Source organism: Pseudarthrobacter sp. PvP090 (genome assembly GCF_040547365.1).
Classification (GTDB): Bacteria; Actinomycetota; Actinomycetes; order Actinomycetales; family Micrococcaceae; genus Arthrobacter.
The window spans coordinates 202780-225333 of the sequence record NZ_JBEPPO010000004.1 but is presented as its reverse complement, the minus strand read 5'-3'; the positions used below and the strand labels follow the sequence as shown (position 1 = coordinate 225333).

General features: G+C 68.4%; 19 protein-coding genes. 12 read left to right on the top strand and 7 right to left on the bottom strand.

From position 1 onward, the window contains the following. Positions 1-23: 23 nt before the first annotated feature. The 5 genes from ABIC21_RS06295 to dhaM all read left to right on the top strand — a co-directional run bounded on the left by ABIC21_RS06295 (position 24) and on the right by dhaM (position 3344). On the top strand, positions 24-533 hold the full coding sequence (locus tag ABIC21_RS06295; RefSeq protein ID WP_354349558.1) for an amino-acid N-acetyltransferase: 510 nt from the start codon (positions 24-26) through the stop codon (positions 531-533). A gap of 149 nt (positions 534-682) precedes the next feature. Beyond that, positions 683-898, top strand: coding sequence for a hypothetical protein (locus ABIC21_RS06290; protein ID WP_354349557.1), 216 nt, complete (start codon positions 683-685; stop codon positions 896-898). 144 nt (positions 899-1042) lie between these two features. After that, entirely contained in the window at positions 1043-2044 is a 1002-nt protein-coding gene (gene dhaK / locus ABIC21_RS06285) for a dihydroxyacetone kinase subunit DhaK (RefSeq protein ID WP_354349556.1), read from the top strand. Between the two features lie 2 nt (positions 2045-2046). Next, complete coding sequence (dhaL, locus tag ABIC21_RS06280) at positions 2047-2673, top strand: dihydroxyacetone kinase subunit DhaL (RefSeq protein WP_354349555.1); 627 nt, start codon at positions 2047-2049, stop codon at positions 2671-2673. Then, positions 2670-3344 (top strand): dihydroxyacetone kinase phosphoryl donor subunit DhaM, encoded by a 675-nt coding sequence (gene dhaM, locus ABIC21_RS06275; RefSeq protein ID WP_354349554.1) that lies wholly within the window; start codon positions 2670-2672, stop codon positions 3342-3344. Before dhaL ends, dhaM begins: the two co-directional genes overlap by 4 nt. 10 nt (positions 3345-3354) lie before the next feature. Here dhaM and ABIC21_RS06270 read toward each other — a convergent pair whose 3' ends face one another. From ABIC21_RS06270 to ABIC21_RS06260, 3 genes are read right to left on the bottom strand one after another with little or no spacing between them, the layout of a single operon-like run. After that, entirely contained in the window at positions 3355-4047 is a 693-nt protein-coding gene (locus tag ABIC21_RS06270; RefSeq protein WP_354349553.1) for a hypothetical protein, read from the bottom strand. Positions 4048-4073: 26 nt separating this feature from the next. Continuing rightward, positions 4074-4568, bottom strand: coding sequence for a hypothetical protein (locus ABIC21_RS06265; protein WP_354349552.1), 495 nt, complete (start codon positions 4566-4568; stop codon positions 4074-4076). 54 nt (positions 4569-4622) lie between these two features. Beyond that, on the bottom strand, positions 4623-5549 hold the full coding sequence (locus ABIC21_RS06260; RefSeq protein WP_354349657.1) for an iron-sulfur binding domain-containing protein: 927 nt from the start codon (positions 5547-5549) through the stop codon (positions 4623-4625). Positions 5550-5705: 156 nt separating this feature from the next. On the opposite strand from ABIC21_RS06260, the gene ABIC21_RS06255 reads away from it, so the two are divergent. Further along, entirely contained in the window at positions 5706-6497 is a 792-nt protein-coding gene (locus tag ABIC21_RS06255) for a hypothetical protein (protein WP_354349551.1), read from the top strand. A 123-nt stretch (positions 6498-6620) separates the two neighbouring features. Here ABIC21_RS06255 and disA read toward each other — a convergent pair whose 3' ends face one another. Further along, positions 6621-7697 carry a DNA integrity scanning diadenylate cyclase DisA gene (gene disA / locus ABIC21_RS06250; RefSeq protein WP_354349550.1) on the bottom strand — a complete coding sequence of 359 codons (1077 nt, stop codon included), beginning with the start codon at positions 7695-7697 and terminating at the stop codon, positions 6621-6623. A gap of 463 nt (positions 7698-8160) precedes the next feature. Here disA and ABIC21_RS06245 point away from each other — a divergent pair, with 463 nt between their 5' ends. Together ABIC21_RS06245 and ABIC21_RS06240 are read left to right on the top strand one after the other, a co-directional pair. Beyond that, entirely contained in the window at positions 8161-9774 is a 1614-nt protein-coding gene (locus tag ABIC21_RS06245; protein ID WP_354349549.1) for a peptide chain release factor 3, read from the top strand. Positions 9775-9956: 182 nt separating this feature from the next. Beyond that, positions 9957-11378: a protein kinase domain-containing protein gene (locus tag ABIC21_RS06240; protein ID WP_354349548.1), complete on the top strand. Its 1422-nt coding sequence runs from the start codon at positions 9957-9959 to the stop codon at positions 11376-11378. A gap of 54 nt (positions 11379-11432) precedes the next feature. Here the strand turns inward: ABIC21_RS06240 and ABIC21_RS06235 are convergent, their stop codons facing one another. Beyond that, positions 11433-12623 (bottom strand): PucR family transcriptional regulator, encoded by a 1191-nt coding sequence (locus ABIC21_RS06235; RefSeq protein WP_354349547.1) that lies wholly within the window; start codon positions 12621-12623, stop codon positions 11433-11435. Between the two features lie 98 nt (positions 12624-12721). On the opposite strand from ABIC21_RS06235, the gene ABIC21_RS06230 reads away from it, so the two are divergent. The 4 genes from ABIC21_RS06230 to ABIC21_RS06215 all read left to right on the top strand — a co-directional run bounded on the left by ABIC21_RS06230 (position 12722) and on the right by ABIC21_RS06215 (position 19666). Then, positions 12722-13795: a ferredoxin reductase gene (locus ABIC21_RS06230; RefSeq protein ID WP_354349546.1), complete on the top strand. Its 1074-nt coding sequence runs from the start codon at positions 12722-12724 to the stop codon at positions 13793-13795. Between the two features lie 11 nt (positions 13796-13806). Continuing rightward, positions 13807-15009, top strand: coding sequence for a fatty acid desaturase family protein (locus tag ABIC21_RS06225; RefSeq protein ID WP_354349545.1), 1203 nt, complete (start codon positions 13807-13809; stop codon positions 15007-15009). Between the two features lie 315 nt (positions 15010-15324). Continuing rightward, positions 15325-18090 carry an MGH1-like glycoside hydrolase domain-containing protein gene (locus tag ABIC21_RS06220; protein ID WP_354349544.1) on the top strand — a complete coding sequence of 922 codons (2766 nt, stop codon included), beginning with the start codon at positions 15325-15327 and terminating at the stop codon, positions 18088-18090. A 46-nt stretch (positions 18091-18136) separates the two neighbouring features. Next, entirely contained in the window at positions 18137-19666 is a 1530-nt protein-coding gene (locus tag ABIC21_RS06215; protein WP_354349543.1) for an alpha-amylase family glycosyl hydrolase, read from the top strand. 57 nt (positions 19667-19723) lie between these two features. Here the strand turns inward: ABIC21_RS06215 and ABIC21_RS06210 are convergent, their stop codons facing one another. Both ABIC21_RS06210 and ABIC21_RS06205 read right to left on the bottom strand, forming a co-directional pair. Beyond that, positions 19724-20368, bottom strand: coding sequence for a class I SAM-dependent methyltransferase (locus ABIC21_RS06210; RefSeq protein WP_354349542.1), 645 nt, complete (start codon positions 20366-20368; stop codon positions 19724-19726). Between the two features lie 2 nt (positions 20369-20370). Next, complete coding sequence (locus tag ABIC21_RS06205; protein WP_354349541.1) at positions 20371-22497, bottom strand: heavy metal translocating P-type ATPase; 2127 nt, start codon at positions 22495-22497, stop codon at positions 20371-20373. Positions 22498-22554 lie beyond the last annotated feature (57 nt).

Here is a 22554-nt window from a genome sequence, read left to right as displayed (position 1 = left end):
GCCTGCCCCCGTAAGATTGGGCTGTGACTGAGACAATCCGCATCCGCCCTGCCCGCACGAGCGATGTCGGGGCGATCAAGACACTCGTTGCGCCGCTGGCGGACCAGCGGATCCTCATGGCGAAGGAAACTGTGGCCTACTACGAAAGCCTGCAGGAGTTCCGGATCGCCGAGTCGCCCGACGGCGAGGTGATCGGCTGCGGGGCCCTGCACGTTATGTGGGAAGACCTCGCCGAAGTCCGCACCCTCACGGCCTCGGACGCCTGGCGGGGAAAAGGCGTGGGCCACCTGCTGGTGGAGCGACTGCTGGAGGACGCCCGGGCGCTGGGGGTCTCCCGCGTGTTCTGCCTGACCTTCGAGGTGGACTTCTTCAAAAAGCACGGTTTCGAAGTCATGGCCGACCAGACCGCCGTCGACCCCGTCGTGTATTCGGAGTTGCTGCGCTCCCACGATGAGGGCGTTGCCGAGTTCCTCGACCTCGCCCGGGTGAAGCCCAACACGCTCGGCAACACCAGGATGATCAAAACCCTGTAAAAACGGGGCCCGGAGGGGCGCAAGGCGGGGTCTTCCCATCCATAAATTTGATGGATAAACTGATCCCGGTCCAGGGGGTGGACCACCCGACATCCGGAGGCAAGAAATTGCACGATCGCGTGACTTTTCCAGATTTCTCCGCATTCCAAATGACAATCGCCGGCGCGGCCGCACCACGCCACACCACGCATCCGCGCGCCCGGGAGGACTCTGCCGAGGGCCCCGCCCCGGGCCATCCGGGCCTCGAGTCCGGCCCCGGCCCGGCGCCCGGAACCGACCGGGGGCGGCTGAACGCGCCGCCGTTCTCCTGGCTGGGCAGCGACGCCTGGCCTAACTTCCCGCTGTGGGCGGATAAACCAAGCTGAGGCACCCTCGGATCCGGGGAAAGCGGCCGTCCGGCAGCACCCCGATTCCGCTCCCGAGGTTGTGAAACCGGAGCCTACCGCTGGCAGGGGCCCCGGTAGTAGGGTCTAACCAAGCAGCCAGGACACCATCCAGGGAGCACAGCCATGAAGAAGCTCATCAATGATCCCCGCGCCGTGGTCGACGAGTCAGTGGAGGGCTTCGGGCTTGCCCATGCCGACCTGGTGACCGTCTTTGCGGACCCCAAGTACATCGTGCGCAAGGACGCGCCGGTGGCAGGAAAAGTCGGGCTGGTCTCCGGCGGCGGCAGCGGGCACGAGCCCCTGCACGGCGGCTACGTCGGCCTGGGAATGCTCGACGCCGCGGTCCCGGGCGCCGTGTTCACCTCGCCAACACCCGACCAGATCCTTCCGGCGACCCTCGCCGTCAACTCCGGCGCCGGCGTCGTGCACATCGTGAAGAACTACACGGGCGACGTCCTCAACTTTGAGACGGCCGGCGAACTGGCCGAGGCGGAGGGGGTGCAGGTCCGCACGGTGCTGGTCAACGACGACGTCGCGGTCCAGGACTCCCTGTACACCGCCGGACGGCGCGGCGTGGGCGGAACAGTGCTGGTGGAAAAAATCGCCGGGGCCGCCGCCGAGCGCGGGGACAACCTCGACGCCGTCGCCGCCATCGGCGACCGGGTCAACCAAAACGTACGCAGCATGGGCGTCGCGCTGACGGCCTGCACCGTCCCGCATGCGGGGTCGCCCAGCTTTGTGCTGGAGGAAAACGAAATCGAGATCGGCATCGGCATCCACGGCGAGCCGGGCCGACACCGCATTCCGATGGAAAACGCCGACGGCATCACCGACCGCCTGCTCGAACCGGTCGTCAGCGACCTCGGCCTGGCGTCCGGGGACAAAGTGCTCCTGTTCGTCAACGGCATGGGCGGCACCCCGCAGAGCGAGCTCTACATCGTCTACCGCCGCGCCGCACAGCAGCTGGCCGCGCAGGGCATCACCGTGGCACGGTCACTGGTGGGCAACTACATCACCTCCCTCGAAATGCAGGGCTGTTCCATTACCGTCCTGCGCCTCGACGATGAGATGACGGCCCTCTGGGATGCACCCGTCCACACCCCGGCCCTCCGCTGGGGCGTCTGACCGTGGGGCTGGACGTCAACTGGGCTCTGCGGTGGCTGACCCTCTCAGCCGAGGCCATGGCGGAGCACCGGGAAGAACTCATCGAGCTGGACCGGCCAATCGGCGATTCGGACCACGGCGAAAACATGGACCGCGGCTTCAAAGCGGTGATGGTGAAGATTGCCGAGGCGCCACCGGAAACCGCCGGGGCGGCCCTGAAACTGACCGCCATGACCCTGATGTCCAAAGTCGGCGGGGCCGCCGGGCCGCTCTACGGCACGGCCTTCCTCCGGGCGGGCACGGCGCTGGGGGAGGCGTCCGACATCGACGCCGCCACCCTCGCCTCGGCATTCCAGGCCGCCAGGGACGGGATCGTGGCCCGCGGGAAGGCGGAATCAGGGGACAAGACGATGGTTGATGCCTGGACCCCGGCGGTTGACGCGGCCGCTGCCGCGGCCGGAAACAGTGATGTCCTCAAGGTCCTGGTGGCCGCGGCAGAGGCGGCAGAGGCCGGGGCCGTCTCCACCGACCCGATGCTCGCCCGCAAGGGACGCGCCAGCTATCTGGGGGAGCGCAGCATCGGCCACCGGGATCCGGGCGCGGTCTCCAGCGCACTGATCCTGCGCGCCGCCGTCGGGGCAGCCGAATGACCGTCAAGCTCGTCGTGGTCTCCCACAGCGAGAAGATTGCCGACGGCGCCGTCGAGCTTGCCGCCCAGATGGCGCCCGACGTGCTGATCCTCCCCGCCGGCGGCACCGACGACGGCCGGATCGGCACCAGCCTCGAGCGGGTCATGGCGGCGCTGGAGCAGGCCGGGGATGTCAACAGCGACGGCATCGTCGTCCTGACGGATCTGGGCTCGGCCGTGATGACAGCCGAGTCCGCGGTGGAATTCCTGGCGGATCCCTCCTCCGTGCTGCTGGCCGATGCGCCCCTGGTCGAAGGTCTTGTCGCGGCCGCCGTGGCTGCGCAGGCCGGAGCGGATTCCGCCGGCGTGAAGGAAGCGGCGGAGGCTGTCTACCGGCCCCCGGCGGCGGCGCAGCACGTTCACGAGCACCGGCCGCCGGAGGCGACTGGGGACTTTGAACTCATCAACCAGGCCGGCATGCACGCCCGTCCGGCCGCGAAGATTGCCGGCGGGCTGTCCGGCATGGACGCCGAGGTGACAGTGAACGGCGCAGACGGCGCATCGATGACGGAGCTCATGATGCTCGGCGCGGCCAGGGGAACGGTGCTGCATATCGAAGCCAGCGGCCCGGATGCGGGCAAAGCCGTGGACTATCTGCGCGGACTGATCACGGCGGGCTTCGGCGAACCCTAGTCCTCTGGCCTCAGGCCGCACCGGCCGCGGTCAGGTCCGGTGCTGCCATGGCGTGCCGGGGTCCGCGCCAGGCGATCCACCCGCCGGCAACTGCCACCAGCAGGGCCCCGGCCGCCTGGGCCGGCAGGCTGCTCCCCGTCGTCGCCTGCCCCAGGACAACGCCCAGGACATAAAACACGACGGCGCCGGCCGCCCAGAGCGCCCCGGCCCAGCGCGGAAGTACGTGCGAACGCCACACCGCGACCCCCAGCAGGAGGTTGCCGAGGTACGCGAGCAGGAGGCCAGCCAGGAACGCCCCTGTCATGGACCCCGGAAATTCCAGCTGCATCACCTCCTGGTTTCCGGCCAGGTAGGCCTTTCCGATGGCGGGGGTGGCAAAGGTGGAGATCACGGCCGGCACCAGCAGCAGGGCCGTGCCGGCGGCCGCGGTGACCATTGCCGCCAGCGCCAGGCCTCCCACCCGGCTGGTCGCCAGGCAGCAGCCCAGTGCGAAGAGCCCGAAGATGGCCAGGATCGTGCCCAGGGTACTGCCGAGCAGGTGGCCGAACTGGTAGGAGTCGGAGCTGACAAACCGCGCCCAGGCGTCCGGATCCTTCCACTGGTCCGGCTGCGGCTCCAGCGTGGACCAGGCAGTGAGAAGCCACGAGACCGGCAGTGCCCACAGCCCGGCCCGGATCCAGCGGTTGATGTTCTGCGGGTTCACTGTTCGTCCACCTTTCTCAACGCGGCTTAGACAGCCCGGAGGCCGTCCGCGTCCAGTAGCACTCCGGCTGAGATGAACCGGCCGCACTGCTCGCCGTACGGATACGCAACCCGCGGCGTGAACGTCAGGGTCCGGACCGGCAGGGGGAGGCCGCTGGTGTCGGTGCCGCCCACGCTGGCCTCGATGGGGGATTCCGTGAGCCGTTCCAGCATGAGCATCCCCGTCAGGGTGCCGTCGGGTGAGGATGTTGCGGAACAGGGGCGGTCGTTGCCGTCTGGTCCCGGTTCGCAGCCCTGGTCCACAGTGGTGCTCCCCGGGTACAGCTCCAGGTCAGCCTCCGTGCAGCGCCCGTCCTGGCAGGCTTTGAGCCGCAGTGTTTTCACCGATTCGGTGTACTCCCGGGCCACCGTCAGCGCCACCACCGGTGCCGGGGCGATTGCCGGGCACACCGCCTGGGGCTGGCAGCCGGTGGCCAGCAGTGCGGTGCAACCGAGGCCCACAAGTGTAGCGAGCGTGCGCATGTTTCAGCGTAGTTCCGGCGGCCCGCCCGGGCTAGGGTCCGGAGTCCTGAGCGGTCAGGCGGGCAGCCGGAAACCCGCGGGATGCAGCTCGGCCAGTCCGTCGCTCAGCAGCCCGGCCAGCGCGCGTTCCAGTTGTTCCGGTGCGCTGCTGAGCCGGTGCAGGGCGGCCAGCGGGATGCCGATCCCGGAGGGTTCGAAGCCAAGGTCCGCCGGGGCCCGGTGGAACAGTTCCGCCGCCACCGGTGACTCGGCAACGCGGAGGACCGCCATTACCGCCCCCCGCACCTGGCGGTCCGTGCCGTGCCACGACTGCCCCTTCGGAGTGTAGGTCGGCGGCGGCTCGCCGGCCGCGAGCCAGGCGCAGGAGCCGCTGACCGGGCATTCCCCGCACTTCGGCGACCGCGCCGTACACACCAGCGCCCCCAGCTCCATCACGGAGGCGTTCCACCGGACGGAGGGGCCGGCGTCGTCGGGCAGTGCCTGCGCGGCAAGCCGCATCTCCGCGGCGGTCAGCGCCGGCGACGGCAGGGCCGCGCCGGAAAACAAGCGGGCGTGCACGCGGCGGATGTTGGTGTCCACCACGGTTTCGCGGCGGCCGAAGGCGAAGGCGGCGACGGCCGCCGCTGTGTAGCTGCCCACTCCGGGCAGCTCCAGGAGTTCCGGGTACGTGCCGGGGACGTTTCCGCCGTGGCTGGCGCCGATGGCGACGGCGGCCGCGTGCAGCCGCAGGGCCCGCCGCGGGTAGCCCAGCCGTCCCCAGGCCCGGACCGCCTCGCCGGCGGGCTCCCGGGCCAGATCGGCGGGCGCGGGCCAGCGCCGCAGCCAGTCCTCCCAGACCGGCAGCACGCGCACCACCGGCGTCTGCTGCAGCATGATCTCGCTGACCAGCACGCCCCACGGCGTGCATTCAGGCGCCCGCCACGGCAGGTCCCGGGCGTTGGCCCCGAACCAGGTGTCGAGGGTCTCATGGAGGGCGGCCAGCGGAACGGCCGCAGGAACGTCGACCGGGCGCGCGGCGGCAGGGGCGGTGAGGGAATCGGCTAGAGCTTTGATGGATTCAGCGTAATAGATGAGGGCCACAGTCCGCCTGCGGCGTGGGAGGGCCCCATACCCGGCGCGGTTCTCTAGCCTAGAAGGATGGGCAGGCACGACAACTCAGGAACTCACGGTTCCCGCCCGGGGGCTTCCGGCAGCGGAGCATCCTCGGGCCGACCCGCGGAACGCAACACCGCAGGGAAATCCGTACCCAAGCCTGCCCCCAAGCCGGCGCGCAAACCCGCCAGCAAGCCTGCGCGCCAGCCCGCCGGCAAAGCTGCCCGGAAACCGGTCGGCCCGGTTTACCGCCGCCGCCGGCTGTTCGTCGGCGCCGCCCTCCTGCTCGTGATCGCCGTGACCTTCGGCGGTTTCGCCGCCGTCTCCACCGTCCTCACCGGCGGGCAGTCCAACGCCGGCGCGGGAGCGACCCCCACGGACCAGGAGACAGAGCCGGCCGCCGGCCCGGAAGCCACAGCTTCCCCTTCGGCTACCCCGACCGGCAACGGCTGCGAGCAGAACCTCGTGACCGTTACGGCCGCCACGGACAAGGCTGCCTACGCGGCGGGCGAGAACCCGCTGCTCACCCTCAAGGTGACGAACGGCAACAAGGTGCCGTGTGAGATCAATATCGGGACGTCGCAGATGGAATTCCTGATCACCAGCGGCTCGGACCGGATCTTTTCGTCCACTGACTGCCAGACCGACTCCACCGAGCTCGTGAAGACCATCGCGCCGGGGCAAAGCGAGACGGCGAACTTCCCCTGGCAGCGCAACCGCACCGTCCAGGGCTGCGCGCCGATCGAGGCCAAACCGGGGGCGGGCGGCGCGTATTACGTCTTCACCGCGCGGCTGGCGAACAAGACGAGTCCCAAAGCCGTGTTCCAGCTCAACTAATCCCGCCGGCCAATCCCCTCAGGCCAATCCCCTCAGACCAATCCCCTCATCTATCCCCATCGACTGCTCCGTAGGCGCCGTTTTGAGGTCCCAAAAGGGCAGTTGCGGAGCAACCGACGGGGGTCAGAGGAAGCGGTCCAGCAGGCTGGCCTCGGCCATCCGGCTCAGGCCCTCACGGACGGTCCGGGCGCGCTGGTCGCCGATGCCGTCCACGGTCATGAGGTCATCGATCGTTGCCGCCATCAGGAACTGCAGACCGCCGAAGTGGTCCACCAGGCGGTCCGCGACAGCCTTCGGCACGGCCTTCAGCCCGGACAGCAGCCGGTAGCCGCGCGGCTGGACGACGGCGTCAAGGTTGGCCTCGCCGCCGGCGAAGCCGACGATCCCGGCGATCTTGCCCAGATCGATCAGCTCGGTGGGGCCGAGGTTGACGAGTGCCTTCACGGCCTTGTCAATGTCGTCGGCAGACGCGTCGGGACCCGAGTAGTCGCGGATGATGACGTCGCTGCCGGGACCGCGGCCCACGGTCAGTTCGTCCAGCTGGAGGGAGAGCAGCCGCCCGTCCTCGCCCAGTTCGAGCACGTACTGCGAGATTTCCTCGGAAATCCGGCGGACCATCTCCTGGCGCTGCAGGGTGACGGCGACGTCGCGGACCGTCACCATGGCCTCGATTTCCAGGGCCGAGAGGGAACTCGTCACCTGGTCCAAGCGCGAACGGTAGCGTTCCAGGGTGGCCAGGGCCTGGTTGGCGCGGGCCAGGACCTTCTCGGAGCCCTCCAGGACGTGCCGCAGGCCGTTCACGTAGAGGGCGATGATCTGCATGGACTGGCTGACCGAGATGACCGGAACGCCCGTCTGGATGGCGACACGCTCCGCGGTCCGGTGCCGGGTGCCGGACTCCTGGGTCTCGATGCTGGAGTCGGGAACCAGCTGGACGGCCGCGCGCAGGATGTTGCTGGCGTCCTTGTCGCAGATGATGGCGCCGTCCATTTTGGCCAGTTCCCGAAGCCGGGTGGGGGAGAAATCGATGCCGATGTCGAAGCCGCCGGAACAGATGGATTCGATGGTCCGGTCGATGCCCAGGACAATCAGGGCGCCGGTCCGTCCGCGGAGGATGCGCTCCAGGCCGTCGCGGAGGGCGGTGCCCGGTGCCACCCGGCCCAGGGTCGCCTTGAGTGAATCTTCAGGGCTCCGAGCCATAGACGTTCCCTTCAAAGGTGCGGGCCGCAGCCCGCAAGTGCGCCGGTTTCCAGTGATTGCCGGCCGGATCAAAAGTACTCGGTTCCCTGCTCTCCCTATAGTAGAGGTAAAGCGGGCCAACTTCCGCACGGACAAGCCCCAAAGTGGTCCATTGCGATGTCCGCGGGAGCGCCTCCGGAACGGCCCTGGGGGCGGACGCCCGGGCGCGCACTTTCGAAGAAATGCCGTCGCGCTTCGCGCCGGCATTTCTCCCGCTTCGCGGCGGCGGCGCGGGCTGCGATAAACTGGGGTTCTTGGGTGTTCCGTCGGCTACCCGTCGCCGCGCCCCTTGAATCCCATACAGCAATCCTCCACAGCAGTCCCGCACAGCCACCACGCAGAACAACCCGCGTTCCCACCGGGCCAGCCGGATTCCCGCAAACCCGGGAGCGCAACCATTCAACGCCGCAGCGAAAGTAGCACCGTGTCCCAAGACGTCCTTAGCCCCGCCCGAGTCCAGGAGATTCACAAGCAGGCGGCCCGGCGTCGGACTTTCGCGGTCATTTCACACCCCGACGCCGGCAAGTCAACGCTGACCGAGGCGCTCGCGCTGCACGCGAAGGTGATCGGCACGGCCGGTGCCTCCAGCGGCAAGGCCAACCGCAAGGACACGGTCTCGGACTGGATGCAGATGGAAAAGGACCGCGGCATCTCGATCAGCTCCGCAGCCCTGCAGTTCGGCTACCGGGACACCGTGATCAACCTGCTGGACACCCCCGGCCACGCGGACTTCTCCGAGGACACCTACCGTGTGCTGGCCGCCGTCGACTGCGCCGTGATGCTCGTCGACGCCGCCAAGGGCCTGGAAACCCAGACCATGAAACTCTTTGAGGTCTGCAAGCAGCGCAACCTGCCCATCATCACCGTGATCAACAAATGGGACCGGCCCGGCCTGGACGCACTCGCCCTCATGGACGAGATCACCGAGCGCACCGGCCTGCAGCCGATGCCGCTGACCTGGGCCGTCGGCATCTCCGGTGACTTCCGCGGCGTCTGGGACCTGCGCAATGACCGCTTCGCGCAGTTCAAGCGCAACAACGCCGGCGCCAACATTGCCCTTACCGAGTACTTCACCCCGGAGCAGGCCGCGGCCAGTCAGGGCGACGACTGGTCCAACGCCGTCGACGAGGCCGGGCTGGTCATCGAGTCCAACCTTGAGTTCGACGTCGACGCCTTCCACGCCGGCAAGGCGACGCCGATCCTCTTCAGCTCCGCCGCCCTGAACTTCGGCGTGAAGGAGATCCTCGACGCCCTCGTGGACTTCGCCCCGCCGGCCGCCCCGCGGCCCGACGTCGACGGCGCCGCCCGGCCCGTCGATGCGCCCTTCTCAGGCTTCGTCTTCAAGGTCCAGGCCGGCATGAACAAGGCACACCGCGACCACGTCGCCTTCATCCGCGTCTGCTCCGGCGTCTTCGAACGCGGCATGGTGGTGACCCAGGGCCGGACCGGCAAGTCCTTCGCGACCAAGTACGCCCAGCAGGTCTTCGGGCGGGAACGCGAAGTCATTGATGAGGCCTTCCCCGGGGACGTAGTGGGACTGGTCAACGCCTCCTCGCTGCGGGTGGGCGACAGCCTCTTCCTTGAGGAGCCGGTGGAGTTCCCCGCCATCCCGCTGTTCGCGCCGGAGCATTTCCAGGTGGCACGCTCCAAGGACCCCAGCAGGTTCAAGCAGTTCCGCCGCGGCATCGAGCAGCTCGAGCACGAGGGCGTTATCCAGGTGCTCCGTTCGGACGTCCGCGGCGACCAGGCCCCGGTGCTGGCCGCCGTCGGCCCCATGCAGTTCGAAGTGGTGGAGGACCGCATGGCCCACGACTTCAGCGCGCCGATGCGGCTGGAACGCCTGCCGTATTCCATCGCAAGGATCTCGACGGTGGACGCCATGCCCGCGCTGGCCAATGTGCCCGGCGCCGAGGTGCTGCTTCGCTCCGACGGCGAATACCTCGCGTTGTTCAATGATGTGTGGGCCCTGCGCCGGATCGAGAAGAACCACCCCGACCTGACGCTGCTGCCGATCGGCACCCACAACCCCGCCAAATAGGCGGCCTCCGCCCGCGGGCGGGCGGAAAAAATGGTGGCCCGCAGGTCTTCCCGAATCAGGAAACCGCGGTATCATAAGTAACCTTGCTAATTATGCGGGCGCCGGATCTTCTCGTATGCCGGTATTGGATTGATCCGCCGGCGCCATCGGCGGACCCCGCTTTAAGGGACAACGAACACCACTTGACAGAGCTCATTTCACAGCCGGCCCGTGCCACGCCGGTCACCCCGAAGCAGCGCATGGAACCCGGCTACCTGCTGAGCGGCCGGTACCGGATCGCGGACCTTATTGGCCGGGGCAGCCAGTCCACCGTGTTCCGGGCCTACGACGAACTCCTGCAGCGCGAGGTTGCGGTCAAGCTCTTCCGCAACGACGCTGACGATCTGGAGCAAACCCGCCGGCAGGGTGAGGAAATCCGCATCCTGGCCGGAATGAGCCACCACGCCCTCGTGACGCTCTTCGACGCGGGTGCCGACCTGAGCGACCCGGCCGACCGGCTCACATACCTTGTGATGGAACTGGTCCGCGGCCAGGACCTGCGCCACCGCGGTGCCCAGGGACCGCTCTCGGCGGCGCACATGGCCCACATCGGCTATGACCTGGCGGACGGCCTCTCCTACATCCACCACCACGGCATCGTGCACCGGGACGTCAAACCCGCGAACATCCTGCTCGTGGACTACAGCAACGACGACCGGCGCCCGCGGGCCAGGCTCACCGATTTCGGCGTCGCCGTCATCACCGGCAACGGCCGGGCGCCGGATGAGGGCGGGACCTCCGGGACACCGGCCTACCTCAGCCCCGAGCAGGCCGCCGGCGAACCGGTAGGCCCGCTCAGCGACGTGTATTCCCTCGGCCTGGTGCTGCTCGAGGGGCTGACCGGAAAGATGGCATACCCCGGTGCGCCCATCCAGTCCGCCGTCGCGCGGCTGCTCAACGACCCGCAGATCCCCGAGGAACTCGCCCCCATGTGGGTTGCGCTGCTGTCCTCCATGCTGGCCCGCGACCCGGCGCAGCGCCCGCCGGCCCGGGAAGTGTCGCTGGCCCTGCGCCAGGAAGTCATCAACAGCGCCGCCCGCCACCGCATGGACCCGGCTCCGGCGACCACGGACGAGGAAGGCCGGATGCGCGCGGTCGAGCGCTACCGGATCCTTGACACCCCGGCGGACGGCGCCTTCGACCGGATCGTGGGCCTCGCCGCGCGGATGTTCTCTGTGCCCGTGGCGATCGTCAGCGTGGTGGACCATGACCGGATCTGGTTCAAGGCCCACCACGGCACCGAGGTCACGCAGATCGGCCGCGACCCGGGGCTGTGCGCCTCCGCCATCCTGCAGGACGAGGCGTGGATTATTGAGGACGCTGCCAGGGATCCCCGGACCCTGGCCAACCCGCTGGTGGCGGGCGAGTTCGGCCTGCAGTTTTATGCAGGGGTCCCGCTGCGCACCCCGGACGGCTACAACCTGGGCACGTTCTGCATCCTGGACCGGGAACCGCGGGAGTTCAGCGCCGAGGACACCCGGGCGCTGCAGGACCTGGCCGCGATCGTGATGAACGACCTTGAGCTGCGGCTGCAAAGCCGGGACGCGATCACCCTTCAGGAATAGGCGACGGCGCGGCGCCGTCGTCGCCGGTTAACGCCTGCTCCGCTAACGCCTCCGCTAACGCCTGCCGGCGTGCAACGCCAGCTCCAGTTCGAACCGCGCCTTCGGGTCCTCCAGCGTGTCCCCGAACAGCTCGCGCAGCTGCGCCGCCCGGTAGCCCACGGTCTGCGGGTGGATGCCCAGCTCTGCCGCCACCGGGGCACGCTGGCCCCAGTGCCGCAGCCAGGACAGCAGCGTCTCCGCGAGCCGCTCGCGCTGGGCCGGCCGCAGCCCCTCCAGCGGCGCCAGCCGGCGGTTGGCCAGTTCCGCGATGGCAGAGGGCTCCGCCCCGAGAATCACCTCGGCCAGGTGCTCGTCGGCCCAGATCGGCGGGTCCTCGGGGCCGTCCCGTGGCGGCAGCACCGAGGCCGCCAGCACTGCCAGGCGCAGCGAATCCGGAACCTTCTCCCAGCCCCCGGCCGGGCCGACAGCCGCCCCGCGTCCGCGCAGAGCCTTGTCCAGGTCTGCCCGCGCGGCCTGGGACTGCCGTGCCGGAACCAGGGCGACGGCGTCGGTTTCGCGCTCGATAACCAGGGTTCCAGGCCCCAGCCGGATCCGCAGCCCGGCGGACCGGTCCACCGGAAGGGTCACCACCACCATCCGCTGTGGCAGCGACCAGTCCGCCATGGCGGCCGTCTGGCGCAGGGCCGCCTCGTCGGCCTGCCCCAGCAGGAGCAGGTCGAGCAGCTCGGTTCGCCTGCGGTCCACCGCGCCGGCCCGTTCGGACTGTTCAAAGGCATACGCCTCGGCGCTGACCGCCGACAGCTCGTCGATGTAGGCCAGGATCGATTCGCCCAGGTCCACCACCACGGTCTGGCCAAGGTGGTGCTCCACGGACACCCGGGACATCTCGCGGAAGGTCACGCGGGCGCCCATCCGGTAGGCGCTCAGCAGCGCATCCATGCTCCGGCCCTGGCGGAATTCGCCGCTACCCAGGCCTGCCACGAGTTGCCTGCTCTCCTCCGAAAGGGCGGGCAGCCGGGTTCCCGGGAGCTGCAGGAAGCGCTCCAGCGCGGCGGCCACACCCCGGCGCAGGCCCCGCCCGAAGCGGCCTTCGATCGGCCGGGCGTAGGCCGGCACGAGCTGCGGCACGGCGTCGATGATGGCCTCGACAATGCCCGGCATCATCGGCCGGAGCACGTCGCTGACCTCGCGCGGCAGGGCGAGCCACGGAGGATCGTAGGCGGGGGAGGTCGGGGAAGCGTTCATGAGCCTGGTTCCAAAGTTGTTGCGGGGAGATAGTTTCTTCACGTCGATCGTATGCCTTGGGTGAAGAACTATGACCCTCTCTGACATAAGATTGATGAATGATCCGGCTCCGTAAGCTGGCGCGCGCCGCATCTCTACTGACCACCCCACTAGCTCCAGAAGACATTCTGTCGCTGTTCAATCCTGTGTTTTCCGCCCGCCAGTTGCGCGGCGTGGTCACCCGGGTGGTTCCAGAAACGGCCGATTCCGCCACCATTTTCTTCCGTCCCGGCCGCGGCTGGCAAGCACACCTTGCCGGCCAGTGGGCCCGTATAGGCGTCGAGCTCGACGGTGTCCGCCACTGGCGGTCCTACTCGCTCAGCGCCCCCGCCGGGCAGGACCCGGCCATCACCGTCAGTGACATGGGGGCCGTCTCCGGGACGCTCGTGCGCAACACCAGGCCGGGCGATGTGCTCTTCCTGGCGCCGCCGCAGGGCGACTTCGTCCTTCCGGAGCACCCGCGGCCCCTGCTGATGCTCACCGCAGGGAGCGGCATCACTCCGGTCATGTCGATGATCCGCACGCTCGTCCCGCACCGCCCGGATTCCGACGTCGTCCTCATCCACACGGCGCGGACCCCCGCGGACGCCATCTTCCGCGAGGAACTGGCCGAACTTGCGGACCAGTTTCCCAACTTCCGCGTCGTCCACTGGTTCACCGGCGAACGCGGGCGGATCGACTTCAGCTCCGTTGCCGGGCTGGAAGAGCTTTGCCCGGACTGGCGCCAGCGCGCTGCGTACGCCTGCGGCCCGGAAAGCTTCCTCGACGACGCCGAGGCCCTGTGGGAGGCGGAGACCGCAACCGCCGAGCCCGCCTCGGAGGCCACCCTCACCATCGAACGCTTCAGCACCAAGCTGGCCGGCGGCGAAGGGCACGACGGCGGCCTGGTCACCTTTGAAGCGTCGGACCGCGAAGTCGAAGCTGACGGCGACACCCCGCTGCTCGACGTCGGCGAGGACGCCGGCGTCCTGATGCCCAGCGGTTGCCGGATGGGCATCTGCCACAGCTGTCTTATCCCCCTCCGGGCCGGCCAGGTTCGTGACCTGCGCACGGACGAAGTCCATGGCGAGCCCGGCCAACTAATCCAGACGTGTGTTTCGGCAGCCGCCGGACCCGTTAACCTCGACCTCTGAGGAGTACCAGCATGACGATTGTTTCCGACAAGCCTGACCTTTCCGAGGACGCTCCCCAAGGCGCAAATGACTCTGCCAAGGCGACCGCTGCCGTGAAGACGCGGCGCGGCGCCCTCGCCGAGACCGGCAGCCCGACCGTCCGGCCGCCGGCCGCGGCGCATCTCTCCGACGAGCAGATCGCCGAGCTGGGCCGTGAGCTCGACGCCATCAAGGACGACATCCTCGCCAAGCGCGGGGCCAGCGACGCCGCCTATATCCGCCGCATGATCAAGATCCAGCGCGGACTGGAGATTTCCGGCCGCGCCACGCTGCTTGTCAGCAAGCACAAGGCGGCCTGGGTTGCCGGGACCACCTTGCTCAGCTTCGCGAAGATCCTCGAAAACATGGAGCTCGGACACAACATCCTGCACGGCCAGTGGGACTGGATGCGGGACCCGGACATCCACTCCACCACCTGGGAATGGGACTTCGTCACCCCGGCGCGCGCCTGGCAGCACACCCACAACGATCTGCACCACCGCTGGACCAACGTCGTGGGCAAGGACAACGACGTCGGATACAACCTGCTGCGGATGGACGCGGACCAGGAGTGGAAGCCGTTCAACCTGGGCAACCCGCTTTACAACGCCCTGTTGGCCCCGGTCTTCGAATGGGGCATCGCGATCTACGATCTCGAGCTGAACGACTACAAGGAGGGCAACAAGTCCAAGGAAGCCCTGGTCAAGGACCTCAAGGCCCTTGGCCGCAAGGCCCTCACCCAGTTCACCAAGGACTACGCCGCCACCCCCGCCGTCGCCATGCTCACCGGCTCCGGCAAGCAGGCGCTGTACGGCACGCTGACCGCGAATGCCGTCCGCAATGTCTGGGCGCACGCGGTGATCTTCTGCGGACACTTCCCCGAGGGCACGGACACGTTCACCGAGGAAATGGTGGAAGGCGAGACCCGCGGGGACTGGTACGTGCGCCAGATGATCGGTTCCGCCAACATCTCCGGTTCGAAGTTCATGCACCTGATGACCGGCAACCTGTCGCACCAGATCGAGCACCACCTCTTCCCGGACATTCCGTCCAACCGCTATGCCGAGGTGGCGCCGAAGGTGCAGGAGATCTGCAAGCGTTACGGCCTGCCGTACACCACCGGCCCGATCTGGAAGCAGGTCGGTTCCACCTGGGCCAAGGTCTTCAAGCTGGCACTGCCGCCCAAAAAGGCCTAAGCGCCGGGGCCCAAACTAGTTTTGGATGATTGACGACAGGGGCGTCTGCCATCGCGGCAGGCGCCCCTGTTGCGTGCCCGGGCGGGAACGCCGTGCCGAGGTTCGGGGCCGTGTCGGAGTAGATCGACGACGGGAACGACAGGTGAATTGTTGCTCCGGGGTGACCGGGGCGATGTGCCGCTTGGTACTATCGGCCTAGATGGGCACACCCGGCGCGGTGCGTGGTGTCGTTGAAGGTCGATGGGGCCAGGTCGCGGGCAGCAATCCGGGCGTGTCCTGAGAGGTTCGGCTGTCAGCGCTTCCTGAGAGGACGTCATGACCGACACGACGCCGCCCGCGGCTCCCCGGGGTGTAACCGCTGAACATGCCCGGCTGGCTGAGGCCACGGGAGCGGCGGAGGATGTCCTGTCCGAGGCGAATCCTTGGTACGAGTGGGGGCCGTATCTGTCGGAGCGGGCCTGGGGCACGGTTCGGGAGGACTACAGCGACAGTGGTGACGCGTGGGGGTATTTTCCGCATGATCATGCCCGGTCCCGCGCGTTCCGGTGGAACGAAGACGGCATGGCAGGGCTGTCCGATATTCACCATGACCTGTGTCTGGGGCTGGCGCTGTGGAACGGGGCCGATCCGATCCTGAAGGAGCGGATGTTCGGGCTGACTGGCCCGCAGGGCAATCACGGCGAGGACGTCAAGGAGTACTGGTGGTACCCGGATGCGTTGCCCAGCCATGCGTGGCTGCGGTGGAAGTATCACTACCCGCAGGCAGCGTTTCCGTATCAGCAGTTGATCGAGGAGAACGCCCGACGGTCCCGGGACGAACCCGAGTTCGAGTTGCTGGATACCGGCGTCTTCGACGGCGGCCGCTACTGGTCCGTTGATGTCGCGTACGCCAAGGCTTCACCGACCGAGGTCCTGGCCCGGATCACCATCGAAAACCATTCGTCCGAGGAATCGGTGCTTTCGGTGTTGCCTACCCTGTGGTTCCGCAACACGTGGCGGGTTTCGGGCGACGAGGCGCCGTCGTTGTTGCTGGACGGGGACGGGGTCGCCGTCGAGCACCCGCGGCTGTCCGGATACCGGCTCGATGCCGCTCCCACCAGGGAGGGCGTCCGGCCGCAGGCGTTGTTTTGCGACAACGAGACGAACAAGGGCCGGCTGTTCGGGGCGCCTCCAATCACCGCCTACCCGAAGGACGGCATCAACGATCACGTGGTCTCCGGCGCGGAGACCGTGAATCCGCAGCATGAGGGCACAAAGGCAGCCTGGTGGTATCAGGTGAGCGTGCCGGGCGGAGGGAAGGTCGAGCTGCGGCTGCGGCTGCACCGGCCCGTCCCGGACCAGACCCCAACCCCCGCCGGCTGGTCCGGCTCCTATTTCGACGACGTCATGAGGGACCGGGAGCGGGAAGCGGACGAGTTCTACGCGGCGATCGCCCCTGCCGGGACCGGCGCCGGGGCGATGCAGGTGATGCGCCAGGCCTGCGCGGGGTTGGTCTGGAGCAAGCAGATGTACCCGTATCGGGTCAACCGCTGGTTGGATGGCGACCCCACCGAGCCGGCGCCGCCGGCCGGGCATCGTAACGGCCGGAACACGGGGTGGCGGCACGTGGACTCGTTCGACGTGCTTGCCATGCCCGACCCGTGGGAGTATCCGTGGTTCGCGGCCTGGGATCTGGCGTTTCACGCCGTCACCTGGGCGCACCTGGATCCCGCGTTCGCCAAATACCAGCTGATGGTGCTCCTTCGGGAGTGGTTCCAGCACCCGAACGGTGCGCTCCCGTCGTATGAGTGGAGCTTCGACGATGTCAATCCGCCCGTCCATGCGCTGGCCGCCATCCGGGTGTTCGTCATCGACGGCGGCACCGACCTAAAATTCCTGAAACGGGTGTTCAACAAGCTGCTGCTGAATTTCACCTGGTGGCTCAACCGGCAGGATCCGGACGGGAACAACCTGTTCGGCGGCGGCTTTTTGGGGTTGGACAACATCAGCCCGGTCGACCGCTCCCACCTGCCGCCCGGCTTCAAGCTGGACCAGGCCGACGGTACAGCGTGGATGGCGTACTACTCCGTGGCCATGCTCACCCTGGCCACCAAACTCGCCGAACATGACGACGTCTATGACGACATGGTGGTGAAATTCCTGGAACAGACCGTACTGATCATGGACGCGCTGGAGGATTCAGGCTGCTATGACGTTGAGGACGGCTTCTTCTACGACCGGCTCACCGACCCTTCCGGGACCAGTGTCCCGATCAAGGTGCAGACCCTCGTCGGGTTGATCCCGGCGCTGCCCGCGGTCGCGCTCCCCACCCAGGACACGGACCGGAACCGCCGGCTGCGGAAACGGTTCGCCCTCCGGCTGGAACAGACCGACCGGCACGCGATCCTCGACTGGCAGGTCCGCGGCACCGGGAACTCCCGGCGGACGCTGCTGTCGGTCCTCCCGATGGACAAGCTCGTCCGGCTGTTCGGCACCCTGTTCGACGAGGAGGCGTTCCTGTCTCCCCATGGTCTGCGATCGCTGTCCAAGCGGCACAACACGCCCTACACGGTTCCGGGGCTGCCCACCGCTGCAATCCAGTACGAACCAGCCGAATCGCGGACCGCCATGTACGGCGGCAATTCCAACTGGCGAGGACCGGTGTGGTTGCCGGTCAACTACCTCACCATCCGGGCCCTGCTGCAGTACGACCAGTTCTTCGGTCCCGACTTCACCGTCGAATACCCCACCCGCTCCGGTCACCACCTGACCCTGCGGGAGATTGCCGGTGACCTCGCCGACCGGCTGGTGAGCGTTTGGCTCCCCGGGCCGGACGGACGCAGACCGGTCTACGGCGGCGTCGACCTGCTGCAGAGCGATCCGGCGTGGAAGGACAACCTTCTGTTCTACGAGTACTTCCACGGCGACAACGGGGCCGGACTCGGCTCCATGCACCAGACGGGGTGGACCGCGCTGGTCGCGGAGCTCATCCTCGATCCACCCCGCCACAGCTACCGGATGGTGTTCCAGGACAACCCGGACCCAAGCACCACGGCAGAACCGCCGGAGACGGGGCCGGAAACCCATGTCCAACGAGACTAAGGGCCCGGCCCGTGTCCGGAGAGCCAGGATCGGCGAGGGAGCTGTAATGGACGAGATGGCAGCGGCGCCCCAATTCCCGGGCTTGTTGCCACCGGTGGCCCACCCGTTTATCTACGAGATCAACACCTGGGCATGGCTCGAATCAATCAGCGTGGAAGAAGACAAACCAATAGGTCTGGGCTCCCTCCCGCAACGCTACTGGGATGAAATTGCCGGTCTGGGTTTCGACGCGGTCTGGTTGATGGGGGTCTGGCGTCGCAGCCCCGCCGGAATCGGGATCGCCCTGGCAAATCCCGCCCTGCGTTCCGATTTCCAGGCCGCTCTTCCCGATTGGCGTGCCGAGGATGTCGTCGGATCGCCGTACTGCGTCAGGGAGTATGTCGTCGATGAACGCCTGGGTGGCCCCGCCGGGCTTTCCGCCGCCCGGGAGGCGCTGGCGGTCAGGGGTGTCCGGTTGATCCTGGACTATGTGCCCAACCATGTTGCACCGGATCATCCGTGGACCACTGGGACACCCGAGCTCTTCGTCCAGGGGACAGCCGCGGACCGGGACCTGGATCCGACGTCCTTCGTCGAGGTAGGCGGCCGGGTGCTCGCCAACGGGCGGGACCCCTACTTCCCGGCGTGGCCGGACGTCGTCCAGCTCAACGCCTTCAGCCCCGCCCTGCGATCGGCGGCGGTGGAGACGATGAGATCGATCGCCGATCAATGCGACGGGGTGCGTTGCGACATGGCGATGCTGGTCATGAACGACGTTTTCGCCCGCACCTGGGGTGCCCGGGTTGGTCCGGCACCTGGCGCTGAGTACTGGCCAACGGTGATCACGGCCGTACGTGAAACCCACCCCGGGTTCGTATTCCTCGCCGAAGCCTATTGGGATCTTGAGTGGTCCCTCATGCAGCAGGGCTTCGACTACTGCTACGACAAGCGTCTGTATGACCGCCTTCTCGGCGGGAGTGCCGACGAGGTGCGGCTACACCTGCTGGCAGAGCGCACGTATCAGAACGCCCTTGTCCGGTTCGTGGAGAATCATGACGAGCCACGGGCCGCCGCTGCGTTCGGAGCCGGCCGTACACAGGCGGCGGCGGTGGCGGCACTTACCCAGACCGGGGCACGGCTCATTCACCACGGCCAGTTGCTGGGGTGGAAGGTACGCCTTCCGGTGTTCCTGGGTCGTTTCCCCACCGAGCCGGTTGATGGCCAGCTCGCGGCCTTCTACCGCCGGCTCTTGGCGGCTGTCGCCGGCCCGACCTTTCGCGACGGGTACTGGCAACTGTGTGAGCGGTCCGGGTGGCCGGGCGACGACAGCTTCGAAAACCTCGTCGCCTGGAGCTGGGACGGCGCCACCCGGTGGCTGATCGTCGTTAATCTGAGCGATGCGCCCGCAGCAGGTCACGTGAGAGCACCGTGGCCGGACCTGCGTGGTCACCGGTGGCAGCTGACCGACCCGACCCGAAACATGAGTTTCGACCGCGCCGGCGGCGATCTCGTCGACGGGTTGTTCGTCGGACTTGGCGCATGGCAATGGCATTTGCTCCGACTCGACCGATCGCCAGAACGCGCTGACCACGGCTGACGCGGCGGCCGGGCGACCGTCGTCGTGCCGCCTGGCGGGACCGTCGACGGAGGGCGCTCAGGGTTTGCTGGCTGCCCCCAGGACGTGGGCGAGCCGCGGATTGCCGGGGAGGGCTGAGAAGCCGAAGCGCTCCAGGCCCTGCACCGTTAGGCCTGCTCCGGCGATCACGGCGGCCGTGTTCCGGTTCGGATGGCATCCGCCGGCCACCCTGCTCCACAGCGGCGTGATCAGGCCCTCGGCGGCCCCCAGCACGCGGTGTGCCGAGCGGACGTGCTCGTAGAACAGCAGCAGGCCGCCCGGGCGCAGGACCCGGACCACCTCCGCCAGGGCAACAGACTGGTCCGCCACGCTGCACAGCACCAGGCTGGAGACCACGACGTCGACCGAGGCGTCCGCCGTCGGCAGCGACTCCGCCACACCGTCCACCACTGTGACGGGCACCGGCGCCCTGGCCGCGGCGGCCAGGGCCAGCTCCCGGAGCGTGGGGTCCGGTTCGAGGGCCAGCACGCCCGTCACCACTGACGGGTAGAACGGGAAGGTGGCCCCGTAGCCGGCCCCGATTTCGACGACGGCGCCGTGCGCCGGCTCCACGAGCCGCCGGCGGTGGTCCGCGGCCCCGCGGGCGTCCATCTTTGGGCCCACACGGGCAAAGGACCGCCCGAACGACGGCGGGCGGGGGTTGGTCTCCGGCCTGGGGGCCACGGTCAGCCCACCTTGGCCGGATTGAGTTTCAGGCCCCGCAGCAGCTGGGCATTGAGGGCCACCACGATCGTGGAGGCTGACATCAGCACCGCGCCGGCGGCCGGCGAGAGGACCACCCCGGCGAAGGCCAGGACGCCGGCGGCCAGCGGCACCGCAACGATGTTGTAGCCCGTGGCCCAGACGAGGTTCTGCCACATCTTCCGGTAGCTGGCCCGGGACAGGTCCACCATGGACAGCACCGCCCGGGGGTCGTTCCCGGCAAGGACCACTCCGGCGGACTCCACCGCGACGTCGGTCCCGCCGCCGATCGCGATCCCCACCTCGGCCCGGGCCAGGGCCGGGGAGTCGTTCACGCCGTCGCCCACCATGGCCACCCTGAGGCCGCGGGACTGGAGTTCGGCGACCTTCTTGTCCTTATCCGCCGGGAGGACCTCGGCGAAGACCTCGTCGATGTTCAGCTCGGCGGCCACGGCCCGGGCCACCTGGCGGGCGTCGCCGGTGATCATGGCCACCTTGATTCCGCGGTGCTGCAGGGCCGCGACCGCCTGACGGGATTCCGGGCGCACCGCGTCCTCAAGGCTCACCGCGCCCAGCACGGTGTTGCCGTCGACCACATGGAGCACCGCCGCTCCCCGGTCCCGCCAGGCAGCCGTGGCGGCGGCCAGTGCCGGGGGTTCGTCCGCCCCCACTTCCCGGAGCAGGGCTGGTCCGCCCACCAGGACCGTCCGGCCGTCGATCGTGGCGCGGACGCCGCGGCCGGTCAGGGAGGTGAAACCGCTCGCCTGCGGGACCGGCAGCCCGCGCCCGCGGGCGGCCGACACGATCGCGCGGGCCAGCGGGTGCTCGCTGTCCGATTCCGCCGCAGCGGCCAGCGCGAGCAGCTCGTCCGGGTCGGTCCCTTCGGCGGCAGCGATGTCCTTGAGTTCCGGCTCGCCCCTGGTCAGGGTCCCGGTCTTGTCGAACAGCACGACGTCGACAGTCCGCATCCGCTCGAGCGCCATCCGGTTCTTGATCAGCACGCCGGCCCGGGCTGCCCGTTCCGTGGAGATCGCGATAACCAGCGGGATGGCGAGGCCCAGGGCATGCGGGCAGGCGATCACCAGCACCGTCACGGTGCGCTCGACGGCGTCGGGCATGCTGCCCAGCAGCGTCCAGGCGATAAAGGTGATGACGCCCGCCCCGGCGGCGAAGTAGAACAGGAAGGCGGCGGCGCGGTCGGCGAGGGCCTGGGCCCGCGAGGAGGAGGCCTGCGCCTCGGCCACGAGCCGCTGGATGCCGGCGAGGGCGGTGTCGTCGCCGATGGCTGTCACCCGGACGCGGAGGCTGTTGTCCGTGGCGATGGTTCCCGCGACCACGGGGTCGCCGGGGGAGCGCAGGACGGTCTTGGACTCGCCGGTGATCATCGATTCGTCGAATTCGGCCTGCCCTTCGACCACGGTTCCGTCCGCCGGCATCCTGCCGCCGGACCGGACCAGGATCGTGTCGCCGCTCCTGAGCTCGGACACCCTGACGGTTTCGGTTCCGGATTCGGTGAGGCGTTCGGCCTCGTCCGGCAGCAGCGCCGCGAGGGCATCCAGGGCGCCCTGGGCCGAGCCGAGGGCGCGCATCTCGATCCAGTGCCCCAGCAGCATGATGTCGACCAGCAGGGCCAGTTCCCACCAGAAATCGAGGTCGAAGCCGCCGATCCCCAGGGTGGTCACCCACGAGGCGGTGAAGGCGACGGTGATGGCCATGGCGATCAGCAGCATCATCCCCGGCTTGCGGCTTTTCAGCTCATTCAGGCCGCCCTTGAGGAACGGCTGGCCGCCGTAGAAGAAGATGACTGTTCCCAGCACCGGGGGGATCCAGGCGGAGCCGGGAAACACCGGGGCCTGGTAGCCGAGCAGGTGCCCGAACATGGGGCTGAAGAAGACCACCGGTACGGCCAGGGCCAGGGTCAGCCAGAACCTGTTCTTGAACATCGCCACGCTGTGCCCGGCATGCTGGCCGTGGCTGTGGACCATGTGCTCGTCGTCCTGCCGGGGGCCGTTCATGCCCATTGCCCCGTGGGGTTGGTGGCTGCTGTGCTCCTCGTGCGGGTGGCTGACTTGCTGGCCGCCGACGGCCGGGCTGGTGTGCCGGTGTTCCATGATGCGCGCTCCTAAGGGAGGTTCCTCGCGAATTCGGATTCAGCTTCACCATACCCC